Genomic DNA, 22,122 nt, shown 5'->3' with positions numbered 1-22,122 from the left:
GAAAAGGGGTGATTTAAAATTTAGGCTCTTGAAACGTAACTGCCGTCGCCAGTGTTGATTACGAGAACGTCTCCTTCGTTAACGAATAGAGGTACGTTAAGCGTATATCCAGTCTCTACTGTAGCTGATTTAGTTGCACCAGTTGCAGTATCACCTTTAATACCAGGCTCAGTTTCTGTTACAGTAAGCTCAACAGTTTTTGGTAATTCAACACCAATCGTTTCGCCTTCATAAGTTTGGATTTGAACTTCCATGTTTGCTTTCAAGTATTTTAATGCTTCTTCTAAATAATCTCCAGGCAATTCAGTTTGTTCAAATGTTTGATTGTCCATAAATACATGAGTGTCACCATCTGCATATAAATATTGCATACGGTGGTTTTCAATCATTGCTTGTTCTACTTTTTCACCTGCGCGGAATGTTTTTTCTTGAATTGCGCCAGTTCTTAAGTTTCTTAATTTAGAGCGAACAAATGCTGAACCTTTACCTGGTTTTACATGTTGGAAATCAATAACTTTCCAAATACCATTATCAACAGATATTGTTAAACCTGTTTTAAAATCATTAACCGAAATCATTCAGTTTCCTCCTCATATACGCTTTCATTATAAAATAATAAGGTCTTTTGTGCATTTAGTAAAGACTTCATTACCATTTTCTGTGATTAAGATGTCATCTTCTATTCTGATGCCACCCAGTCCCTCTATATAGATACCCGGTTCTACCGTTACGCAATTATTTGGAACTAATACATAATCAGATTGTTTTGCAAGCATTGGTTGTTCATGAATTTCTAAACCAATACCATGACCTGTTGAATGTCCGAAATTATCTCCATAACCGTAACTTGCGATAATATCACGTGCGATAGCATCTGCCTCTTTACCTGTCATTCCTGCTTTAATTTGTGCGACTGCAGCTTTCTGTGCTTCTAATACAATATTATAAGCTTCTACTAGTTTAGGATCTGGTTGGCCAATTGCAAAAGTACGTGTGATATCAGATACATAACCATTATAATATGCACCAAAATCTAAAGTGATTAACTCGCCTTCTTCAATCACTTTATCGCTTGCTACACCGTGTGGTAAAGCACCTCGATATCCTGAAGCAACGATCGTGTCAAATGAAGGACCGCTTGCTCCTAATTTTAACATTTTACTTTCTAATTCAGCTTTTAATTCTTGTTCAGTCATTCCTGCTTTTGCGATACTTAAAATATGTTCATACGTTTTGTCTACAATATCTGCAGCTTTTTGAATCGTATCAATTTCTGATTGATCTTTAATAGCTCTGATATCTTCAATTACATTACCGACACTTTGATATTCAACGTCTGAATCATTTAATTGTTGGAATGTATCATAGCTTACGATGTGCCCTTCAAATCCTGCATATTTCACTTGGTTTTGTTCGAGAACATCTTTAACTTCGTCAATTAAACCTGCAGAACGATTCACAATTTCAAATTCAGAAGCTTGATTTGTAGCTTGATCGATATAACGGAAATCCGTGATCAAGATGCGACGCTCAGGTGTAATTACTAATGCACCGCTCGTACCAGTAAACCCTGATAAATAACGGCGGTTGTAATCAGATAATACAACTAACGCATCTAAATTTTTTTCTGAAATAATTTGATTTACTTTTTCAATTCTAGACATACATACTCCTCCTATGTCATTCTTAATCATGTAATTTTATGGAGCTGTGATAGTGACTATATCACTTTTATTATAACCAAAGTTTATCACAAAGCGCATAGAACTATAAGCTTTTATACCTTATATCAAAGAAGAATTCCCAAAAAGTATAAGAAAATTAAAGTGCAAACTGAAATATAAGAATCTGAGAACTAAATATGATAAAATATTGCTATAATATTTGCTTTTGAATTAGGAGAAGGTTATGAAAAAGAAATTTATTTCGATTATTGGAGCAACGATTTTACTAACGGGCTGCGGGAGTCAAAACTTAGGTCCACTTGAACAAAAAACTACTAAATTAAGAGATGATAATCATCAATTAAAATTAGAAAACCAAGAACTAGAGCAAAATATCAGTGATTTAAAAGATAAAGAAAAACAACTCGGCGCTGATAAAAAGAATACTAAAGAAGCAGCACAAAATAGCATGAAAACCAAAAATGCTAACGCGACATCAGATTACTATCAAAAAGTGACTGATACATTAAAGGATTATCACAAAATTGAAAGTGATGTCCAAAAGAATAAACGAAAAGAAGCTGTGGTCAGCAAACTCGATAAAATAGTCACTGATTTACAAAGTGCACATGATAAATACAAAATCGATCTTGAAAAAAGTAGTATGTCTGATAAAGATAAATCTGATAATAAAAACATTGAAGAACTTAATAATAAGTTGGTCAGTGCATTTAAAACTATCAGAGATGGTTACTCTACAAAAAGTGATAAGAAAATAAAACAAGGCCAACAAGAATTAGCACAAATTAAAGTTAGTAAAACTAATTCATAAAGCAAGAAGTATTGAAAGGTGAAAACATGCGTAAAGTATTATTTTATCTCATATTATTAATTGCGCTTATCGGGTTAATATTGAACTTAGATTCAATATTATTTTCCCTTGTAAGAACGATAATTAGCTTAGCTATTATCGCAGGTATTGCTTACTTACTGTATTTCTTCTTCTTTTTAACAAAAGATCAAAGGAAATATAAAATAGCAAAATGGAAATATAGAAACCGTCGTAAATAAAAATGAAATCCCCTGACCACCGTTTAAATAGAGGTTCAGGGGATTTTACTTATTTTCTATAAGTCCACTCTTCAGATTTGTATTTTTCTGCAAGTTCTTTTACTTCAGCTTGTTGTTCTTTAGTAAGTTCTAATGGTTTAAAGTTAATATTCAACCCTTTTTGGAATCCTTTTTCAAATGCTACTTCCATTTCTTCAATCGAAATTGTTTTATCCGAAATATCATTTATCGCAACAGCTTTATCTACAAAAGCTTGCTTCATTTTATCTTTTAAGCGGTCATTTTTAAAGATAAACATATCAAATAAGTCATCAATATCAATATCTTTTAAAATAGAACCATGTTGAAGAATAACGCCTTTTTGTCTAGTTTGTGCGCTACCTGCAATTTTTCTTCCTTCTACGACGAGTTCATACCAGCTTGGAGCATCAAAGCAAACAGAACTTCTTGGTTGTTTCAATTTTTCTCTTTCTTCTTTACTTTTAGGAACAGCAAAATAAGCGTCGAAGCCTAATAACTTAAATCCCTCTAATAAACCTTGTGAAATGACTCTGTATGCTTCTGTAACTGTTTTAGGCATATTAGGATGAGACTCAGGAACGATTACGCTATATGTTAGTTCTTTATCGTGTAACACGCCTCTTCCACCTGTTTGTCGTCTTACTAAGCCATAGCCTTTTTCTTTGACCTTTTCAATATCAATTTCTTTCTTTAATCTTTGGAAATAACCAATAGAAAGCGTTGCTGGATCCCATGTATAAAATCTGATGACAGGATCGATTTCACCTCTGGATACAAAGTTTAATAAAGCTTCATCCATAGCCATATTATAAAATGGGTCATGACTGCCCGAATTAATAAAATTCCATGTTTCTGTCAATTTTAAAATCTCCAATCACCTTGTATTTAACTATATGTATGTATATTACCATACATACAGCATATTTGATTAATATTCATGGCTGGATTTTCATCAGTAAATATTAAATCTGATTTGCATTTTTGTACAAAATGAAATCTCGGTTCATTTCTGAGAAAAACTTTTTGATAAATGAGTGAAACAGTCTTATAATTGTAGTATCGGTAAATATAGGAGGAAGCAAGATGAATAGCTTTTGGATAATCATTTTAGCTGTTTTAGTTATTATTGCTGTATATATGTTAATCCAATTTTTCATCAATAAAAGAGCTGTAACAGAATTAGATCAAGAAGAATTCCATAAAGGTTTACGTAAAGCTCAAGTGATTGATGTAAGAGAAAAAGTTGACTATGATTATGGCCATATTATTGGTGCCAGAAACATTCCTATGACGCTTTTTAGTCAACGATTTAAAGGTCTAAGAAAGGATCAGCCTATTTATTTATGCGATGCCAATGGTGTAGCAAGTTATAGAGCAGCGCGTATTTTAAGAAAAAATGGATATAGAGATATCTACATGCTTAAAGGCGGTTACAAAAAATGGACCGGGAAAGTTAAATCAAAAAAATAGCATTATAATTAAAATGTAGCAGCGATGAATTGTCATTGCTGCTTTTTTCATGAAGAAAACCCTCGTTCATTAAAAACGAGGGTTTAATCATTATTGATATTAAAGTTTTTCTTCGTGTAAGTTTTCGAATTTCAAGACTGGATGTCTAGCTGCCTTAGTCTCATCAAGTCTATCGATTACTGTATTATGAGGTGCTTCAAGCACTTTATCTGGATCTTCTTTTGCTTCTTCAGCGATTTGAATCAATGCATCACAGAAGTAATCTAATGTTTCTTTAGATTCTGTTTCTGTAGGTTCAATCATCATACCTTCTTCCACATTAAGCGGGAAGTAAATTGTAGGTGGATGAACACCGAAGTCTAATAAACGTTTCGCCATATCCAATGTACGAACGCCTTCTTTTTTCTGCTTAGATCCACTTAATACGAATTCGTGTTTACAATATTGGTTATATGGAATTTCAAATGCATCTTTCAGACGCGCTTTAATGTAGTTGGCATTAAGCACTGCTGCTTCTGAAACTTCTTTAAGACCAATGTTACCCATTGTTCTAATATACGTATAAGCACGTAAGTAGATTCCAAAGTTACCGTAGAATGGTTTAACACGACCGATAGAATCTTTAATATCGTTGTCATATTTATAAGTATCGCCATCTTTGATTACCATTGGTTTTGGTAAGAAGCTAGCAAGTTCTTTTTTAACTCCAACAGGACCTGAACCTGGTCCACCACCGCCGTGAGGCCCAGTGAATGTCTTGTGTAAGTTCAAGTGAACAGCATCAAAGCCCATGTCTCCAGGTCTTACTTTATCCATAATCGCGTTTAAATTTGCGCCATCATAGTATAATAAGCCGCCAGCATCATGAACAATTTTTCCAATTTCCATAATGTTATGTTCAAAGATACCTAAAGTATTCGGGTTTGTTAACATAATTGCTGCTGTATTTTCATTAACAAGAGTTTTTAAATCTTCTACGTCTACTTCGCCGTTTTCATCAGATTTAACTGTAACTGATTTGAAGCCAGCGAAAGCTGCAGAAGCAGGGTTTGTACCATGTGCTGAGTCAGGTACAATGACTTCATCACGGTGACCTTCACCATTTTTTTCATGATAAGCTTTGAAAATCATTAATGCAGTCCACTCACCATGTGCACCTGCTGCAGGTTGTAATGTTACTTCATCCATGCCTGTAATTTCTTTTAATTCTTCTTGTAAGCTATGAATGATTTCTAAAGAACCTTGAATTTGAGATTCTTCTTGTAATGGATGTGCTTCAGCAAATCCAGGAATACGTGCTACTTTTTCATTGATTTTAGGGTTGTACTTCATTGTACATGAACCTAAAGGATAGAAACCAGTATCTACACCGAAGTTCTTGTTAGATAACTCAGTATAGTGTCTTACTAAGTCTAATTCTGATACTTCAGGGAATTCTGCTTTGTTTTTACGGATGAATTTATCATCTAATAATTCTTCAACTGCATTTGTATCAATCTCTTTTTTCGGAAGAGAGTATGCATATCTTCCTGCTCTTGAACGTTCGAAAATTAATGGACTTGATTTACTGACCATTAATCTCACCCACTTTCTTCACAAAAGTATCAATTTCATCTTTTGTTCTTAATTCAGTGACAGCAACTAGCATTGCATGTCCCATATCGTCATTGATTTCAGTTAAATCGAAACCGCCAATAATGCCCTCTTCTAATAATTGACCATTTACTTCTTTAACAGGTTTGTCCAACTTAATAACGAATTCATTATAAGATGTACCTGGTAATACTTCTACACCTGCTTTTTCAAACTCTTTCTTAGCATAGTTAGCATTTTCAAAGTTTTGTTCAGCAATATCTTGAATACCTTGTTTTCCTAGAGCTGACATAGCAATTGAAGATGCTAGAGCATTTAAAGCTTGGTTTGAACAGATGTTTGAAGTTGCTTTATCACGACGGATATGTTGTTCACGCGCTTGTAGCGTTAATACGAAACCACGGTTTCCATGATCATCATTCGTTTGACCAACTAAGCGACCTGGGATTTTACGCATTAACTTTTTAGTTGTTGCGAAGAAACCACAGTGTGGTCCACCGAATTGACTTGGAATACCAAATGGTTGTGTATCACCTACAACAATATCTGCACCGAATTCACCTGGAGGTGTTAACAAGCCAAGTGAAAGTGGATTTGCATAGACAATAAATAATGTCTTTTTACTTTTAATAAATGATTTAACTTTTTCTAAATCTTCGATAGAACCATAGAAGTTGGGATACTGAACAGCAACAGCTGCTGTATCTTCATCAATAGCTGCATCTAATTTTTCTAAATCAGTTACAGTACCGTCTAGATCAACTTCTACAATTTCATATTCACTTCTAACTTTTGAATATGTGTGAAGTACTTGTAATGCTTGATAATGCAAGCCTTTAGATACAACAATCTTATTCTTTTTAGATTGACTTAATGCTAAAATACATGCCTCAGCAAATGCTGTGATTCCATCATACATAGATGAGTTTGCAACATCCATACCTGTTAATTCACAAATTAAAGTTTGGAATTCAAAGATTGCTTGAAGTTCCCCTTGTGAAATTTCTGGTTGGTAAGGCGTATAAGCTGTATAGAATTCTGAACGTGAAATCATAGCATCTACAACAGCTGGTGCATAATGGTCATAAACACCCGCACCTAAGAATGAAGTATGATCTTCTTTTGTAATGTTTTTATTAGCAACTCTGCTAAGACGTTTGAATAAAGTAGTTTCATCTTCTCCATTTGGAATATCTAACTCTCTATCCAATAAAATTTCTTTTGGCACATCTCCAAATAATTCTTCAATTGAGCTTGCGCCGATTGTTTCTAACATTTCTTTTTTGTCTTTTTCAGTTAATGGTATATAACGATGACTCACCACTGCCACCCCTTCATTAAATTATTTACTGATTTGATTTTTCTTGACAATTTTAGCTTTGACTTGACGTTTTCTTACTTGAACGATGACTTCTTTGCCCATTTCGAATTCATCACGGTCAATCATTGCTAATGCAATGCCTTTTCCAGTTGCTGGCGATTGCGTACCAGATGTAACTTGCCCAATTTTGTTACCTTCTAAGTCTAGCACATCATAGCCAGTTCTTGGGATACCTTTTTCGATCATTTCTAAACCAACTGATCTAAGTTTTGCTCCATTTTCTTTTTGATCTTTTAACACGTCTTTACCAATGAAGTCTGCTTCAATCAATGGTTTAGCAGCAAATGCAATACCACCTTCATAAGGTGTGATATCTTCTGATAACTCTTGTCCATGTAGAGGTAAACCTGCCTCTAAACGTAAAGTATCACGTGCACCTAATCCAGCTGGTTTTAAATCAGCATTTTCTAAAAGACCATCCCAAATATCTACGACGTCTTTAGAGTCGCAATAAATTTCAAAACCGTCTTCACCAGTATAACCTGATTGAGATAAGATAACATTTTTTCCAAAGATTTCAACATCTTTTTTGAATTCGAAAGGTTTCATTTCAGAAACATCTACATCAACCAAGCTTGCAACATAGTCGCGTGCTTTTGGTCCTTGAACTGCTAATTGACCGTATTGATCAGAAACATTTTCAACATTTACATCAAATTTGTCTGAGTGAGATTTAATCCACTCATAGTCTTTATCTGTATTTGCAGCATTAACCACTAATAAAAATTTATTATCATCTAATTTATAAGTGATTAAATCATCAATCACGCCGCCTTTTTCATTGCAAAGTGCAGTATATTGCGCTTTGTTATCTGATAATTGATCTGTATCATTTGAAAGCACATATTGAATGAATTCTGATGCTTCTTTGCCTTCAATTAACACTTCGCCCATATGGCTGACATCAAAGATTCCCATAACTTCCCTTACTGCGTTATGTTCTTCTTTGATACTAGAAAATTGAACAGGCATTGCCCATCCACCGAATTCAACAATTTTTGCTCCGCTTTCAATAAAACGGTCGTATAATGGTGTCTTTTTTAAGTCGTTTGACATCTTGCAACCCCCTATATGTGATTAAATATTAAAAACAGGATAGCAAAGCCAATTGCTATCCTGTAGTTACCTTCAGGAATGCGTCACAGTATTATCCTTTTGCCTGAGAGATTCGATATAACATCTTGCACCTTCGGCGATGAATACAAGCTAAAACACAAATAATGTTTTAGATAATTCATTCTCTCCAATACTGATCATTCGCTATAATGATATTCATCAAATTTTGATGTAATAAACTCAAATCATTGTCTGTATCCATTCTGCTGAATGCGATTTCATTATATCGTGAAACCCTTGATAAATACAACCTTTTTAATTCATCGAATGCTTTATTTGCAGCGTTAGGTCGATTACTATCGTTTTTAATTCTATCGTATATAAGTTGAATGCTTGCATCTAACCAAATTATAAATTTATAGTGGGATAAAATTTCCATAGAATCAGGGCTTTCAATCACACCCCCACCAGTAGAAATGATGTCATATTCATTAATAGCTTCCTGTAAATATTGTGTTTCTAATTTTCTGAAGCCACTCTCCCCTTTTAATTCAAAGATTTCAGGGATTGTTTGATGTGTTCGCAATTCGATAAGTTGATCTAAATCAATAAAGCTCTTACCTTCTTTTTCAGCGATATATTTTCCTAATGTTGTTTTGCCCGTTCCCATAAATCCTATAAAAATAATGGGTTCTTTTTTAACTTCCTTGTTTTTCATATTTCTCATCCTTCTCAACAATTTGTTCTAGTTGTTGTTTGTAGTAGATGTTAAGGTTGTGTATTGTCTTTAATTTTAAGCTATATTGATAGCTATAGGAAGTCAAAATAAGAATAAAAATCATAAAAATTATTGTTGTAAACGGTAACAGGTAACCTTTCAGATTATAAGTATAGTACTTTGTAATATTTTTCTTTGTTTTCAATCAGAGTCATTTCCACCTTTAAGTATTTATCGTCAATTTTTGTTACTTTGAAATCACTTATATCCTGTATCAGCGTTATATTTCCACGTGAATTTATATTTTTATAAATTTTCCGATTAGAAAAGATATACGCTGTTTGTTTGCTATCTTCTTGTAACGTTATGCGTCTATTACTGACATTGATTTTATCTATTGGTATATGTTTAATCTCTCTAGATATGTCTTGTGCAAAAAATTCATAGTGAATCAAAGATGCATCATCCATGTGTTTATTTAATGTTTTTACAGATTTGAATAAAGGTGGTATTAGACTCATTGTAATTGAAAAAATACATAACGCAAAAATCATTTCGATGAATGTAAAGCCCTTAATTCTTTTTTGATTTAACTTTAAAACAGTAGTGACTATCAGTTTCATTGCTTTTAATACAAATAGATTGTTCAATCTTTTCAATGGTATAATGCTCCAGTTGTATCCCTTGTTGAATTTCATTTATGTTAAAACGATTAATTATCGTTATTAATGTGCGATACATATCTGCTTTTTCAATTTCTTTACGAAACTGTAAATGCTGATTAATTAATACAGGTAAGAAAATCAGAAGTAAAGTAATGATAAGAGAAAACGAAGTCAATGCATCAAGCATAAAAAATCCCTTGATATAATTTTTACTACGATGTCTTTTCAATTCTTAAACTTCCTTTCTCAATATGGAAAATAAAGCGAAATGTTGTTTGATTAAACTTAATGTAAACAGATCCAAACCGATTAAACTCACCTTCTGGACTAATAACAACAATATCCATATTGTTACTTCTTACTATTTCTCCTTTTGTGATTGTTATATAACTTACTTGATGATTTTGATTTATTACTTTGATTCTATTGCTGCCACGATTAAAAAATAGTATAACATCATCATGATTTTTAATAGCAGTAGATTTCATGTATATTATTTGCGCAGCAAGATTTTTAGCTAATAATTCATTTTCCACGTCTTTTAAATGTGTTGGGCTTTTAACATTTAAACTTAGATATGTTAAAAGGCTAATAATCGCAAGAACTAGCAAAGTTTCAATCATAGTAAAAGCTTTCATGACTTTTGACTAACGGTAGCTTCGCCGTCGCTGATTGTAATCGTTTTTCCAGATTTACATGTTTTTTGACCTTCTTTTAAAAATCCTTCACTAACTAATTCATCGACTGAAGAAGGCGCTCTATTTTTATTCAGAGTAAAAGCTTCTATTTGGCTATTCACCATTTTTTGTTGTGCTTCACACCCAGTATCTTGAACATGCTTAGATTGTTTAGCGATATTTGGAATAATGAGTATCAATAAAACGCTGATAACTAAAAGAACTAAAAGCATTTCTAGTAAAGTAAATGCTCGTAAATATTTATGTTTTAAGTTTTTGACAAGGTTTTTCATAGGTTTCTCCTTCTTTGTTATTTGATGGATTGAAGCATGTCGAACATTGGCAACATAATGACTAGATAAAGTGAAATAATTAGAAATCCTAGCAATAAAAAGATAACTGGTTGAATAAACTTTATTTGTTTGTTCATTTGACGCTCGATTTGACTTAGAAGAATCTGTGCGTAGATGCTTAATTCTATATCAATTTTTCCGCTCTTTTCACCTTGTTCAATAAAATGAATAAGTTCTTCTTGAAAACAACCAACTGCTTGTAAAATTTCAGGTAATCGCATCCCTTTTTCAATATTTTTAATCATGAAATCACCAAGGTAATTTAAAAACAAATCAATCTTCTGTTTTGTGTAAATATTTGATATCTGCTGTAAAACAATACCATTTCGAAAAAATAACGATAATTCATTTGTAATTTGATAAGTTTTAAAGAGCTTGTAGTAGGTGTTGATGAATGGGAGTTTAATAATAAATTTGATACGTTTTTCTATTGGCAGCTTTCTTATATATTGGAATAGAATTAGGAAAATTATTGATAAAAATGCAATAAGGGAAAGAATGATGTGAGGAAAATGTTGGATTGTATAATTGAGTATCTTTAAAAGCGGAGACAATTGAATGTCCATTGTGGTATATATTTGTTGGAATTCAGGTAGTATAAAATAATTGATACCAAACAGCATGCACATAAATACACCTATTAGTATCACAGGATATTGAATTGTTTTGATCAAGCGCTGTTTTGATTCGCATTTCTGTTTTAGAAATGTATATGACTCAGTTAAGCTGTCAGACAGCCTTCCGAACTTTTCGGAAAAATATATTTGAGTCACAATAGTTTGAGGATAGTTTAGAAACGAGAGGATAAAATGACAATTCTTACCATCTTTTAAAGATTTTATAATCGTATGGCGCGTTTCTTTATCTTTATAATCAATGTGCATATTCAAGAATTCAAATGATTCTATCAAAGTAAATCCATGATCAAGTAATATTTTCAATCTGTTTAATAATATGAGTTGATCTTTGTCACTTATTTGTTTCTTATTACGAATCTTGGAATTAAGTATATCTTTTAAACACTTCTTCACAAATAACGCCTTCTTTGTTCATCTGACTAAGTACTTTGCTTAATTTTATAAAATGTTTGGGCAGCATATGATTGTTTTTAAAAAAGTATTGAATATCTGATTGATATAATGTCTCATATGCTAGTTCACGATGTCCTGATTGATTTGTAACTAGCCTTTGATTTGATATTAAGGCTATGGCTTGTTGCGCCTCTTGCGGTGTTATGCCCATTTCTAGTAAACGTAACAAGGCACCCTCGCAATCATTAGAATGTAATGTAGACAACACCAAATGTCCGCTTAATGAGGCTTGAATAACACATTTAGCAATAGATGCTTCACGAATTTCTCCGATAAGGATAATATCTGGATCACATCGTAAAATAGCTTTGAAAGAACTTTCATAGTTGATACCGGCTTTTTCATTTACAGAGATTTGAGTTATCCCAGGAATCCTCTTCTCTACTGGGTCTTCGACTGTAATAATGTTTAGGTTTAATTTTTCTTTCGCAAAAGAAACCATTTCATACATCATAGTACTCTTCCCTGAACCCGTTGGACCTGTAAATAAAATTAAACCTTGTTTTTTATTCATTAAGTGATGAAAGTGTTTTGGACCTTCACATTCAAATTCTTGAGTAAAATACTGTGGGGAAACTCTAATAACGCAGCTTTCCATTCCTAATGAGAGCGGCAAAGTAGATACTCTTAAATTGTAAAGCATTTGATGCTTGAAAGTTGTTTGGCCACTTTGTGCTTGGTGATAAGTAGAAACATCCAAGCCAGATAAGAACTTCATAAAAGTAAGTAACTTCTGATACGTTGTAATCTCAATGGATTCATAATTTAATAACATATCATTAACTCTGAACTTAATAAGTACGGCATGTTCTATTGGTATAAAATGAATGTCTGATACGCGTTGTGCGATTGCGTCGATTAAAATTTTTTCAAATAGCCTTTTCATAAAAAATCACCTCCTACATATACAAACGTAGGAGGTGAGAATATTACTTTTAAATTTTAGCCGTGTAGATAAGGATTTAATTGTTCACCTTCTACAGTGGTAGAAGGGCCATGTCCTGGATATAACGGTAGATCATCTTTTATAGTGAAAATTTTATCTTGTATAGAGTCTACTAATGTTTCGTAGTCTCCACGATATAAATCTGTTCTTCCGATACCGTTATTAAATAAAGCATCTCCAACTAATGCGAAATCATCAAAGATAAAAGTGAGCCCTCCTGGTGAATGACCAGGTGTATGCATGACTTCGACATTGAATCCTTCGATATCATGTTTACCTTCATCGAGTGCAATAGGTTTTGCATGACTTGTAATAGGCTTTAAACCATATTGACTGAATTTTTCAGAACCATTTTTTGCAGGTTCAGTAAGAAAATCAAATTCTTCTTTATGAAGATAAACAGGCACATCATAGTGCTCCAACACTTCGTCTAATGCACCGATATGATCAAAGTGCGCATGAGTTAAAATGATTGCTTTCAACGGTTTGCCAATAGATTTAAGTTTTGAAATAATCTCTTGTCCATCACTTGATGGATCTACAAGTAAAACACTGTCTTCATTTTCTATAAAATAAGTGTTTGTATCCGCTATACCTAAAGTTAAAAATGAAATTTCCATTATTTTTCACCACTATTTTTGTCTAATTGTTTTTGAACAGAGACCAATTTATCATTCATTTTTCTAGATTTGTCTCGACGGTCATCTATTCTTATATTAGTACATACCCTGTCTAGACCTTTATCAAAAGGCAGTTCATGAATTACTTGAACGACATGCAATAAGTCTTTCAAATCACCTTCTATTAGGGTATTCATAGGTGTTAGTTGGTAATCAATGATACCTTGTTCTTTGAATTCTTTTAATTTTGTTTGAATTTCTGCAATATATTTACTTACACTTGGACCTTCTGTTCCTACTGGAATTACGACTACGTCTACGATAGCCATTATTCAACACGCTCCTCTTCAATCACATATGTTTTTATTAAACCTGCAGCACCAGTAATGCCGGCATCGTTTCCTAATTGTGCTTTCACAATTTCAGTGCCGTTTTGTGCAGGTGTAAAAGTAAGGTTTCTATATTCAGTTTTAATATTTTCAATTAGAATATCTCCTGCTTCAGACATTCCGCCGCCTAGGATAATATATTTCGGGTTGCTCATTACACTGATGATACTGCATGCATAAGCGATATAGTTTGCAACACGTTCAGTAATAAATAAGCAGAACAAATCACCTTTTTTAGAAGCATCGAAAACATCTTTTGCAGTGACTCTATCTTCTTTAATGAGCTCTAAAATCGAAGATTTAATTGTAAGTTTAGGATGATAAAATTTAACTAAGTTAACTACACCTGTTGCTGAAGCAACAGTTTCTAAACAACCATTTTTACCACAATTACAAGCAAACCGTTGATCAAAGTCTACTCTGAAATGACCAATTTCAGCACCAGAACCATTATGACCGTGGACTAACTTACCATTTGAGATAATACCGCCACCTACTCCAGTGCCTAATGTAATGGCTACAACATCATCTGCATCATGACCTGCACCCTTATGTTTTTCACCTAGTGCCGCTGCATTAGCATCGTTGTCAACAAAAATCGGGAAACTTACAAATTGTGAAAGAATCGCTCGCACGTTAACATCCCCAGGCCAGTTTAAATTTACTGCTCCATGAACAATACCTGATTCGAAATCAACAGGTCCTGGTACACCAATTCCCAATCCAATAACATCTTCCATTTTTAGACTTAGTTCATTCATTTTTTGTACAAACGCACTGTAAATAGATTTAAGTAAAACGACACCTGATGGATCACTGATATCAGTTTGTATCGACCATTTAGTGATTCTTTCAAGTTTGTTATCAAAAATTCCTAGTTTACATGTAGTTCCACCGACATCGGCTGCCAATATTAAATTTCTCATTACTTATTCATCCTTCTTTGATTGATTATTAAGATACACTTGATAAATGCGTCCTTAGAGATAAGTTGATATTCAAATAGCTCTCTAATTTCTTGTTCCATCATTTCATACATGTCGTGTTTATCTTTAAAGTAAATTATAAACCCAAATTGTTTAAGTAACTGTTGTACGTCGTAAAACGTGTTAATTTGACGATTCATTTTGTTTTTCCAACTCTTTTTTTAGATACTTATATTTTTCATTATGAGGATTTGATTTTACTGCAACCTTTATATGTTTAAGTGCCGATTTTTTATCTCCTAATGAACGATTAGCAATTGCTAGTTCATAATTTAGAACGCCAGAGTTAGGGTAATGTTTTAATCCGCGTTCCCATGTTGAAATTCCTTCAGCTTTTGAATCTTTTGTTGCTTTTAACAGACCACTTAAATAATATGTATAATCATCTTCGTAGCCTTTATTCATAGTATGTTTAATAAGCTCTTCAGCTTTGTTGTAATTACCATTGCTCATCTCTTCACTTATTAATTTATCATAAATATTATCCTCTTTAATAGTGAATGTTCTTATTAACAAGATAATCAATAGTAAAATACCGACACCAAGTAAAATCCAAAATAACTTTCGATCTTTATTAAAATAATAACCTATAAAAGTAGCTAGTAATCCGCCAATAAATCCACCTAAATGTGCGTAGATATTTACATTAGCCATAAATAATGAAAATACTGTTAATAACGCTAATACACCAACTAATTGTAATAGCATTTTTGGTGTATATTGTTTACTAAGATACATAATTGCGAATAGACTGCCGATCAAACCGAAAATTGCCCCACTAGCACCTACTGAAATCGAGTTTGTGTCCAGTGCTAAAGATACAATGTTACCAAAGATACCAGAGATGAAATAAATCCCTAGCATTTTCCAATGACCAGCAATGGCTTCAACAAGTTTTCCGAAGATAAACAATGAAAGCATATTCATCAATATATGTTCAAAGTTAAAATGAATGAACATAGATGAGATTAAACGGTATATCTCTCCATGAACTACATTAAAATGAACTAAACCGCCCCAATCTAATAAACTTCTGTTTGTAAATGCATTGATGATCAAAAACATAAACAGCCAAATTATTATATTAATAGCAATAAGCGAGTATGTGACTGGAGCAAATTTCAACATATATTTTTCTATAGGATTGTTACTATAAAGTCGTTTCTTGTAGTAGAGTGATGTTTTATCATTTTGACGCGAATAAAGCTTAGCTATAATAGGGTTCGGCAAAGTTTTTAATAAATCTTGTTGGTTTCGAATGACATTAAAATTCATGTGAATAGGATGAACTTCATTCAAGTTCTCATAAGTGAAGATTTTTTCAGTTAAATAATTGAAAGTCACATATTTTGGAATGAATCCTGTGTATTCACTAATTTCGTTTTGATGTTCTAAAACTCTGCTTTTGTCAAAACGTATTTCTTGAGAGCTGCTTACTCCAGTTTTAACAATAATAAGTTTTTTCTTATTTTTATTGGATAGCCAAACTTCTGTATCATTTTTACTGATATGTGCGATTTCGTAGTTGAAGTATTTAACATAATAATAAATTAATTTCCAAAATTGTTTTTCTATATTCATGGTGCCTCCAGTTTAACTAGTTTTAGCAATGATCAGACGTTCAACGACTTCATCATGTGCTTCTGGTTTAAATGTATTATCGATTTGTGTATCATACACTAGGCTTATTGTTTCTGTACGATGTTGATTTAAAAACTTATCGAAATAACCCCCGCCATAGCCGATTCTATAGCCTTCTTGGTTAAAAACAACGCCTGGTACAATTAATAAATCTAATGAATTTGTGCGCTCTGTATCGGCATCAACGTATTGGATACCTTTTTCATCCGTGCTTAATTGGTTTAAATCATTTAGTCTTTGGAATGTCATACGTTTAGTTTCATAATCAGTTGCTGGTACAAAAGGGATTTTTCCTTGACTGATGATTTCTTTAATAATCGGAAATGTATTAACCTCATGTTCCATAGACAATACAATGCCAACCGTTTTTGCGTTTCTAAAAGCGTCAGTCTTTAATAATTGTTCTTTTAACCATTGATCAGCTTTTTCTTTGTTGAGATTGTTAATATTTTTCATCTTCTGCAAAACTTGTTTGCGAAGTTCAGATTTTTTCATGATAACACCCCAATATTTTCTATTTGAATTAATATTTTCATTATAACGTTTATCTGCATAAGTGTCATTAGACTTAATATTTGAAGGTATATAGAAACAAAAAAGCTGATACTCGATGAGTGAGTATCAGCTGAAAAATTATGATTTTGATGATTTCTTTTCTTTACCGAAATAATAATTGATAATGTCGCGACCTAAATCTCCACCTTGTAACCATGGTTCTGGAACGGGTTGATTAGTATAGACAATTGAGAAAGCTAATTTAGGATTATCTTTAGGGGCATAACCGATATAAGTTGAGTTAACTCTTGGCTTTCCGTCTTGGAATACTTCTGCTGTTCCTGTTTTACCAGCAGATGGTACGACTGTGTCATGGAAACTCTTATATCCAGTACCTGGTTCCTTATTAAATGCCATATCAAACCCTTTTTGAACTTGTTTAATTTCATCAGGTGAGTTGTTAAGACGATTCAATACATTACCGCGTATTTTATGTTTAACCGGTCCTAAACTATCTTTATCTGTTGCTTTTCTGATTTCAAGACCAACGTGTGGTGTAATTCTATAACCGTTATTCGCAATCGTAGAAACATATTGTGATAATTGTAATGGAGAGTACGTATCATACTGACCAATCGCAAGGTCTAAGTAGTTACCGCTGTTTGAATCTAATTTTTCTATTTGACCTGCAACTTCATTAGGCAAGTCAATTCCTGTTTTAACACCTAAACCTACTTGATTTAGTCCTTTACGTAATTTTTGACCTGCATCTCTAATATCGTTTGGTAATGCCATATTATAATGATATGGATCTTTCGCTAGTTTTAAAGCTGTTTTAAACATGTATACGTTTGATGAATGCATTAATGCCTCTTTATCGTTAATATCTACTTTTCCATTTTGGTTGAAGTAAGAACGTTTTGTAAGCCCACCTTGGAAATGTAGAGGTTCATCAATCATATGTTCTCCTACATGTATGGCTTTGTTTTGATAACCTGCTAATAAAGTTCCACCTTTAACAGATGAACCAACCGTATATTGAGAAGTAAAGTTACCAATATCATAATCTGTCATGGAACCATCTGGCTTAATTTGCTTACCAGCCATAGCCAAGATATCTCCATTATTTGGATCTTGCACTACAATGAATGCATTATCCATGTTCTTAGCACCTTCACCACGAAGTTTATTAATTTGATGTTCTAAAGATTCTTCTACTTTCTTTTGTAAGTCAATATCTATTGAAAGTACTAAATCATCTCCACGTGAACCTGGATTAACTACTTCTGCATTCGTTATTTCTCCTGATTTATCAGTTGTGTATTTCATTTCTTTCTTTTTACCACGTAATACATTTTCATATTGATACTCTAAATATGATTTACCAACTCTATCATTTCTTGAATAGCCTCTTGATAAATAGTAATCAGTTAGTTCTTTTGGTATACCTTCTTCTGATGTTGAAACACTTCCGAATAAACCTCTGAGTACATCTCCATAAGGATATTTACGATCCCAATCCATAGATGTATTTACACCTGGTAATTTTGAAAGTTGTTGTGACACAGCAGCATATTCTTTATTGCTGACATCATCCTTTTTAATAGTTTGAGGATTTAGTGTTGAACCTGACATCATTTCACGATAAATTGCTAATACTTGTAAGTCTTTGTCAGATAAATCATCAAGTTGTTTTTGCTTGATTTTATTATGCAATTCTTCATCGTACTGTTCTTGTGAAATTTCCCCTTCACTAAGCATCTTATCTTCTTTTTTCATCATGTCTGAAACTTTATCAGGATGTAATTGAATCCAGAAGTCTTGTTTATCTCTTTTGGTAATACGATCAGTATCCATTTTTATTAATTTAGATAAGCGTTCTGCTACGTTGAGTATATCTTTTTGTGAAGTCTTTCTACCTCTAGTATATGTAATAGACTTTTTAGAAGCATTATCAACAAGAATTTTACCATTACGATCTAAAATTCTTCCTCTTGGGACAGATTCATTTACCGTAATATTTTCATCATTTTTAATGAGTTGCTTGTAATGAGAACCTTGTGCAATTTGTAAGTAACCCAATCGTAAAACAATGATTACAAATACTACGACAACGAGACCGAAGAAGAATCCGATTCGTTTATCCATCAGATTCCTGATTTTTTCATCATTCGTTTTTTCCTTTAATCTTTTTAGCAATACAACCTACCTCAATTCAACAGTTCTCTAAACAAATGATATATGAAATCGGAACTTTTTTCTATAATTTGCATAGAAAACCAAACATAAATTTAAGATTTCTTCGTAAAAGAAGTGAAAATCAAATGAAACAATAAAAAAACAGCAATTGGATAACCAATTGCTGTTAAAGTTATAATTTAACTTTTCGTGGGTATTAAGATTATTTAGTTGCAGCGTTGTATAGCTCGTCAACTTTTTCCCAGTTAACAACGTTCCAGAATGCATTGATATAATCTGGACGTTTGTTTTGATATTTAAGATAGTAAGCATGTTCCCAAACGTCTAAGCCTAGGATAGGAGTTTTGCCTTCAGTAATTGGGTTGTCTTGGTTTGCTGTAGTAACGATTTCTAATTTACCGTCTTTATCTACTACTAGCCAAGCCCAACCTGAACCAAATTGTCCAGCAGCTTTTTTAGCAAATTCGTCTTTGAATTCGTCTAAAGAACCCCATTGTTCTTTAATTTTATCAACTACTGTACCTTTCTCTTCAGAGTTAGGTGAAAGGATTTGCCAGAATAATGAGTGGTTTAAGTGACCACCACCATTATTACGGACTGCAGTTTGGATGTCAGATGGTACACTATCTAAGTTAGCAACAATTTCTTCGATTGATTTGTTTTCTAAATCAGTTCCTTCGATTGCTGCGTTTAATTTTGTAACATAAGTGTTATGGTGTTTGTCATGGTGAATTTCCATCGTTTCTTTATCGATGTGTGGTTCCAATGCATCAAACTCATATGGTAAATTTGGTAATTCAAAAGCCATAAATAATCATCCTCCTAAATTGTTTTCATATTTACTATATCAAGTCGTTAGATACCTTACAATTTTTATGCTTATAAAATAAAGAAGTATCTAATTAATATGAACTCTTTCCTCTATATATTTATCCTGAAAGTAAAGAGTTAAACATTATAAACTGATATAGTTACTAAATTTAATGGTTACTGACATTTTTCACAAATGCCATAAACTTCAAGCTTGTGTGTGTGAATTGTAACATTAGGAAGTTGTTTCCTAATTGCGTCCATCGGACAGTAGTCAATTACTTTCGTGTCTCCGCAAATTTCACAAATGAAATGATGATGGTGGTGATGTGTACAAGCAATTCTAAATTTCATTTCACCATCTAGTTCAGTATTTTCGATAATTCCTAAATCTTTAAACAAATACAAATTTCTATAAATTGTATCGAAAGATATTCCAGGATATGCAGTATCCATAGTTTGTTGGATTGTTTTCGCACTTACATATTTGTTTTCCTTCACGAAAATATCGATAATCTTTTTTCGTTTATCTGTATATTTATGACCGTTATCTTTTAATAATTTGATAGCATCAGTCGTATTCATTTAACTATCTCCTTTTTTTACCCTAGTACGTAAAGTCTGAGTGAACATTGTAGCTACTAAAATAAGTACTAATAATACTACAATAACCCCACCTGGTGATAAATTTAAATAAAAAGCAATTACTAAACCACCAATAACAGATACTTCTCCAATGATAATACTATAGAGGATTAATTGTTTAAATCCTTTTGTCATTCTCATTGCTATGGCCACTGGTAAAGTCATCAATGCACTTACAAGTAAAATACCAACTACGCGCATAGATGCTGAAATAACCATGGCTACAATGATAATGAATAAGAATTGAATCCATCTTGGTATACCAATAACTTTACTATATTCTTCATCAAATGAAAGGATAAAGAGTTCTTTATAAAATAACATAATGAAAAGTGTTACAAGTACAGCAATGGTCAAAACAGTAATCATATCACTTAAAGATACAGCACTGATTGATCCAAATAATAAACCTACTAACTCTTGGTTAAATCCGTCTGCAAGTGAAATAAAAATGGCACTTAAGCCAATACCTGCACTCATAATAATCGGTATCGCAATTTCTTGATAGTTTTGATAAGATGTTCTTAATTTTTCTATTAAAAGTGCACCGACTACCGCAAACAATATGCCACCCCACATAGGATTTATAAAGATAAATATCGGTGATAATGTGGTTAAAAACATTCCGAAAGAAATACCGCCTAAAGTTACATGACTTAATGCGTCAGCAATCAAAGAGAGTCTGCGTACTACGATAAATGCACCAATAAATGGTGCAATAAACCCAATCAAGATACCACTTAAAAGAGAATAGCGCATAAAATCGAAATTCATTAATGCTTCAATCATTAGTTACAGCACTCCCTTTCATGTTGATGGTCAACAAATTTAATTGGATAGCCGTAAATTTTTGATATTTCAACTTGATCTAGCGACTTAAACTCTTGTGCAGGACCATGGAAATGTAAATGTCTATTTAAGCAAGCAACTTTTGTTGCAGTATCCACGACAACTCCGATATCGTGTGTAACTAAAATAATAGTGACACCTTCATTTTTTAATTGCTCTAGTGTTTGATAAAACTCACTGACATGTTTAGCATCAATACCATTAGTAGGTTCGTCTAAAATAAGTACTGATGGGTCTGAAATCAATGCTCTTGCGATTAACACGCGTTGTTGTTGTCCACCTGATAATTCAGCAATGTTTTTGTTTAATAAGTGTTCAATATTTAAGCGTTTTAGGATGTTTTTAACTTTTTGTACATCCTTTTTATTAAACCATTGAAAAAGGTGTTTTTGTTTTGTTAATCCACTTAAAACAACTTCTTTTACACTAGCAGGAAAACCTGAATTAAATGCTCTTGCTTTTTGAGATACATAGCTGATTTTCAACTCTGATAATTTTCGTTGGTATTTCTGGCCATCAATATACATCTCACCGCTTTGAAGTGGAAATAAACCTAGCATAATTTTTAATAATGTAGATTTACCTGCCCCATTCGGTCCGACAATTGCCAAGAAATCACCTTTATATATTTTAATGTTTATGTTTTCCAGTACTTGTTTGTTTCCAAAATAGTAATTTATATTTTTTAATTCAAAAACTGGGGTAGACATATCTTCACCTCGCTATAAATATAACCTTGAATAAATAATATGTAAATTGTAATGCTTACGATTGAGCATGTA

At 32.6% G+C, this 22,122-nt stretch carries 26 protein-coding genes and 1 riboswitch; of the genes, 3 read left to right on the top strand and 23 right to left on the bottom strand.

Annotated features, from left to right (window positions below):
- Positions 1 to 20: 20 nt before the first annotated feature.
- A complete protein-coding gene (efp, locus tag MUA87_RS06535) occupies positions 21 to 578 on the bottom strand; it encodes an elongation factor P (protein WP_002481025.1) in 558 nt (185 codons plus the stop codon).
- A gap of 27 nt (positions 579 to 605) precedes the next feature.
- Positions 606 to 1,664, bottom strand: coding sequence for a M24 family metallopeptidase (locus tag MUA87_RS06530; RefSeq protein WP_057510476.1), 1,059 nt, complete (start codon positions 1,662 to 1,664; stop codon positions 606 to 608).
- A 244-nt stretch (positions 1,665 to 1,908) separates the two neighbouring features.
- On the opposite strand from MUA87_RS06530, the gene MUA87_RS06525 reads away from it, so the two are divergent.
- Positions 1,909 to 2,496, top strand: a complete 588-nt coding sequence (locus MUA87_RS06525) for a hypothetical protein (protein ID WP_002481027.1) — start codon at positions 1,909 to 1,911, stop codon at positions 2,494 to 2,496.
- Positions 2,497 to 2,522: 26 nt separating this feature from the next.
- Positions 2,523 to 2,735, top strand: coding sequence for an SA1362 family protein (locus MUA87_RS06520; protein WP_057510475.1), 213 nt, complete (start codon positions 2,523 to 2,525; stop codon positions 2,733 to 2,735).
- A gap of 49 nt (positions 2,736 to 2,784) precedes the next feature.
- Here the strand turns inward: MUA87_RS06520 and MUA87_RS06515 are convergent, their stop codons facing one another.
- On the bottom strand, positions 2,785 to 3,615 hold the full coding sequence (locus MUA87_RS06515) for a lipoate--protein ligase family protein (RefSeq protein WP_002481029.1): 831 nt from the start codon (positions 3,613 to 3,615) through the stop codon (positions 2,785 to 2,787).
- Between the two features lie 224 nt (positions 3,616 to 3,839).
- Between MUA87_RS06515 and MUA87_RS06510 the strand changes: the two genes are divergently transcribed.
- Positions 3,840 to 4,226, top strand: coding sequence for a rhodanese-like domain-containing protein (locus MUA87_RS06510; RefSeq protein WP_002481030.1), 387 nt, complete (start codon positions 3,840 to 3,842; stop codon positions 4,224 to 4,226).
- 99 nt (positions 4,227 to 4,325) lie between these two features.
- Here the strand turns inward: MUA87_RS06510 and gcvPB are convergent, their stop codons facing one another.
- The 20 genes from gcvPB to MUA87_RS06410 form a co-directional block, all read right to left on the bottom strand.
- Positions 4,326 to 5,801, bottom strand: a complete 1,476-nt coding sequence (gcvPB, locus tag MUA87_RS06505) for an aminomethyl-transferring glycine dehydrogenase subunit GcvPB (protein ID WP_002481031.1) — start codon at positions 5,799 to 5,801, stop codon at positions 4,326 to 4,328.
- A complete protein-coding gene (gene gcvPA / locus MUA87_RS06500) occupies positions 5,791 to 7,140 on the bottom strand; it encodes an aminomethyl-transferring glycine dehydrogenase subunit GcvPA (RefSeq protein WP_057510473.1) in 1,350 nt (449 codons plus the stop codon). Before gcvPA ends, gcvPB begins: the two co-directional genes overlap by 11 nt.
- 21 nt (positions 7,141 to 7,161) lie before the next feature.
- Positions 7,162 to 8,256, bottom strand: a complete 1,095-nt coding sequence (gene gcvT / locus MUA87_RS06495) for a glycine cleavage system aminomethyltransferase GcvT (RefSeq protein WP_023015155.1) — start codon at positions 8,254 to 8,256, stop codon at positions 7,162 to 7,164.
- An 81-nt stretch (positions 8,257 to 8,337) separates the two neighbouring features.
- A riboswitch (glycine riboswitch) is annotated at positions 8,338 to 8,457 on the bottom strand.
- Entirely contained in the window at positions 8,435 to 8,974 is a 540-nt protein-coding gene (locus MUA87_RS06490; protein ID WP_002481034.1) for a shikimate kinase, read from the bottom strand. (Overlaps the previous riboswitch by 23 nt.)
- Positions 8,975 to 9,138: 164 nt before the next feature.
- Entirely contained in the window at positions 9,139 to 9,633 is a 495-nt protein-coding gene (gene comGF, locus MUA87_RS06485) for a competence type IV pilus minor pilin ComGF (protein WP_262550314.1), read from the bottom strand.
- 218 nt (positions 9,634 to 9,851) lie between these two features.
- Positions 9,852 to 10,277 carry a competence type IV pilus minor pilin ComGD gene (gene comGD, locus MUA87_RS06480; protein WP_002481037.1) on the bottom strand — a complete coding sequence of 142 codons (426 nt, stop codon included), beginning with the start codon at positions 10,275 to 10,277 and terminating at the stop codon, positions 9,852 to 9,854.
- Positions 10,274 to 10,609 carry a competence type IV pilus major pilin ComGC gene (gene comGC, locus MUA87_RS06475; protein WP_262550312.1) on the bottom strand — a complete coding sequence of 112 codons (336 nt, stop codon included), beginning with the start codon at positions 10,607 to 10,609 and terminating at the stop codon, positions 10,274 to 10,276. The genes comGD and comGC overlap by 4 nt, the downstream gene beginning before the upstream one ends.
- 17 nt (positions 10,610 to 10,626) lie before the next feature.
- Positions 10,627 to 11,700 (bottom strand): competence type IV pilus assembly protein ComGB, encoded by a 1,074-nt coding sequence (gene comGB, locus MUA87_RS06470; protein WP_262550310.1) that lies wholly within the window; start codon positions 11,698 to 11,700, stop codon positions 10,627 to 10,629.
- Complete coding sequence (comGA, locus tag MUA87_RS06465; RefSeq protein ID WP_002481040.1) at positions 11,672 to 12,646, bottom strand: competence type IV pilus ATPase ComGA; 975 nt, start codon at positions 12,644 to 12,646, stop codon at positions 11,672 to 11,674. The genes comGB and comGA overlap by 29 nt, the downstream gene beginning before the upstream one ends.
- Before the next feature lie 56 nt (positions 12,647 to 12,702).
- Positions 12,703 to 13,326 (bottom strand): MBL fold metallo-hydrolase, encoded by a 624-nt coding sequence (locus tag MUA87_RS06460; protein WP_057510470.1) that lies wholly within the window; start codon positions 13,324 to 13,326, stop codon positions 12,703 to 12,705.
- Positions 13,326 to 13,655, bottom strand: coding sequence for an MTH1187 family thiamine-binding protein (locus tag MUA87_RS06455; protein WP_002481042.1), 330 nt, complete (start codon positions 13,653 to 13,655; stop codon positions 13,326 to 13,328). Before MUA87_RS06455 ends, MUA87_RS06460 begins: the two co-directional genes overlap by 1 nt.
- Positions 13,655 to 14,641, bottom strand: coding sequence for an ROK family glucokinase (locus MUA87_RS06450; RefSeq protein WP_002481043.1), 987 nt, complete (start codon positions 14,639 to 14,641; stop codon positions 13,655 to 13,657). The genes MUA87_RS06455 and MUA87_RS06450 overlap by 1 nt, the downstream gene beginning before the upstream one ends.
- Positions 14,641 to 14,841: a YqgQ family protein gene (locus MUA87_RS06445; RefSeq protein WP_002481044.1), complete on the bottom strand. Its 201-nt coding sequence runs from the start codon at positions 14,839 to 14,841 to the stop codon at positions 14,641 to 14,643. Before MUA87_RS06445 ends, MUA87_RS06450 begins: the two co-directional genes overlap by 1 nt.
- Positions 14,825 to 16,282, bottom strand: coding sequence for a rhomboid family protein (locus MUA87_RS06440; protein ID WP_103364379.1), 1,458 nt, complete (start codon positions 16,280 to 16,282; stop codon positions 14,825 to 14,827). The genes MUA87_RS06445 and MUA87_RS06440 overlap by 17 nt, the downstream gene beginning before the upstream one ends.
- 12 nt (positions 16,283 to 16,294) lie before the next feature.
- Complete coding sequence (locus tag MUA87_RS06435; RefSeq protein WP_002481046.1) at positions 16,295 to 16,837, bottom strand: 5-formyltetrahydrofolate cyclo-ligase; 543 nt, start codon at positions 16,835 to 16,837, stop codon at positions 16,295 to 16,297.
- 138 nt (positions 16,838 to 16,975) lie between these two features.
- Entirely contained in the window at positions 16,976 to 19,036 is a 2,061-nt protein-coding gene (locus MUA87_RS06430) for a peptidoglycan D,D-transpeptidase FtsI family protein (protein ID WP_037556407.1), read from the bottom strand.
- 202 nt (positions 19,037 to 19,238) lie between these two features.
- Positions 19,239 to 19,844, bottom strand: coding sequence for a superoxide dismutase (locus MUA87_RS06425; protein WP_002481048.1), 606 nt, complete (start codon positions 19,842 to 19,844; stop codon positions 19,239 to 19,241).
- A gap of 179 nt (positions 19,845 to 20,023) precedes the next feature.
- On the bottom strand, positions 20,024 to 20,431 hold the full coding sequence (locus tag MUA87_RS06420; RefSeq protein WP_023015147.1) for a Fur family transcriptional regulator: 408 nt from the start codon (positions 20,429 to 20,431) through the stop codon (positions 20,024 to 20,026).
- Positions 20,432 to 21,280 carry a metal ABC transporter permease gene (locus MUA87_RS06415; RefSeq protein ID WP_002481050.1) on the bottom strand — a complete coding sequence of 283 codons (849 nt, stop codon included), beginning with the start codon at positions 21,278 to 21,280 and terminating at the stop codon, positions 20,432 to 20,434.
- The gene (locus tag MUA87_RS06410; RefSeq protein WP_002481051.1) at positions 21,280 to 22,050 is read right to left on the bottom strand and encodes a metal ABC transporter ATP-binding protein; all 771 of its coding nucleotides are present in this window, start codon (positions 22,048 to 22,050) and stop codon (positions 21,280 to 21,282) included. Before MUA87_RS06410 ends, MUA87_RS06415 begins: the two co-directional genes overlap by 1 nt.
- Positions 22,051 to 22,122 lie beyond the last annotated feature (72 nt).

Source organism: Staphylococcus simulans (assembly GCF_025561465.1).
Taxonomy (GTDB): Bacteria; Bacillota; Bacilli; order Staphylococcales; family Staphylococcaceae; genus Staphylococcus; species Staphylococcus simulans.
This window is presented reverse-complemented; position numbering and strand designations above follow the sequence as displayed.

Coding starts and splice junctions, on each gene's coding strand:
- efp (WP_002481025.1), bottom strand. CDS start 578: ATGATTTCGGTTAATGATTTTAAAACAGGTTTAACAATATCTGTTGAT.
- MUA87_RS06530 (WP_057510476.1), bottom strand. CDS start 1,664: ATGTCTAGAATTGAAAAAGTAAATCAAATTATTTCAGAAAAAAATTTA.
- MUA87_RS06525 (WP_002481027.1), top strand. CDS start 1,909: ATGAAAAAGAAATTTATTTCGATTATTGGAGCAACGATTTTACTAACG.
- MUA87_RS06520 (WP_057510475.1), top strand. CDS start 2,523: ATGCGTAAAGTATTATTTTATCTCATATTATTAATTGCGCTTATCGGG.
- MUA87_RS06510 (WP_002481030.1), top strand. CDS start 3,840: ATGAATAGCTTTTGGATAATCATTTTAGCTGTTTTAGTTATTATTGCT.
- gcvPB (WP_002481031.1), bottom strand. CDS start 5,801: ATGGTCAGTAAATCAAGTCCATTAATTTTCGAACGTTCAAGAGCAGGA.
- gcvT (WP_023015155.1), bottom strand. CDS start 8,256: ATGTCAAACGACTTAAAAAAGACACCATTATACGACCGTTTTATTGAA.
- MUA87_RS06490 (WP_002481034.1), bottom strand. CDS start 8,974: ATGAAAAACAAGGAAGTTAAAAAAGAACCCATTATTTTTATAGGATTT.
- comGD (WP_002481037.1), bottom strand. CDS start 10,277: ATGAAAGCTTTTACTATGATTGAAACTTTGCTAGTTCTTGCGATTATT.
- comGC (WP_262550312.1), bottom strand. CDS start 10,609: ATGAAAAACCTTGTCAAAAACTTAAAACATAAATATTTACGAGCATTT.
- comGA (WP_002481040.1), bottom strand. CDS start 12,646: ATGAAAAGGCTATTTGAAAAAATTTTAATCGACGCAATCGCACAACGC.
- MUA87_RS06460 (WP_057510470.1), bottom strand. CDS start 13,326: ATGGAAATTTCATTTTTAACTTTAGGTATAGCGGATACAAACACTTAT.
- MUA87_RS06455 (WP_002481042.1), bottom strand. CDS start 13,655: ATGGCTATCGTAGACGTAGTCGTAATTCCAGTAGGAACAGAAGGTCCA.
- MUA87_RS06450 (WP_002481043.1), bottom strand. CDS start 14,641: ATGAGAAATTTAATATTGGCAGCCGATGTCGGTGGAACTACATGTAAA.
- MUA87_RS06445 (WP_002481044.1), bottom strand. CDS start 14,841: ATGAATCGTCAAATTAACACGTTTTACGACGTACAACAGTTACTTAAA.
- MUA87_RS06440 (WP_103364379.1), bottom strand. CDS start 16,282: ATGAATATAGAAAAACAATTTTGGAAATTAATTTATTATTATGTTAAA.
- MUA87_RS06435 (WP_002481046.1), bottom strand. CDS start 16,837: ATGAAAAAATCTGAACTTCGCAAACAAGTTTTGCAGAAGATGAAAAAT.
- MUA87_RS06425 (WP_002481048.1), bottom strand. CDS start 19,844: ATGGCTTTTGAATTACCAAATTTACCATATGAGTTTGATGCATTGGAA.
- MUA87_RS06420 (WP_023015147.1), bottom strand. CDS start 20,431: ATGAATACGACTGATGCTATCAAATTATTAAAAGATAACGGTCATAAA.
- MUA87_RS06415 (WP_002481050.1), bottom strand. CDS start 21,280: ATGATTGAAGCATTAATGAATTTCGATTTTATGCGCTATTCTCTTTTA.
- MUA87_RS06410 (WP_002481051.1), bottom strand. CDS start 22,050: ATGTCTACCCCAGTTTTTGAATTAAAAAATATAAATTACTATTTTGGA.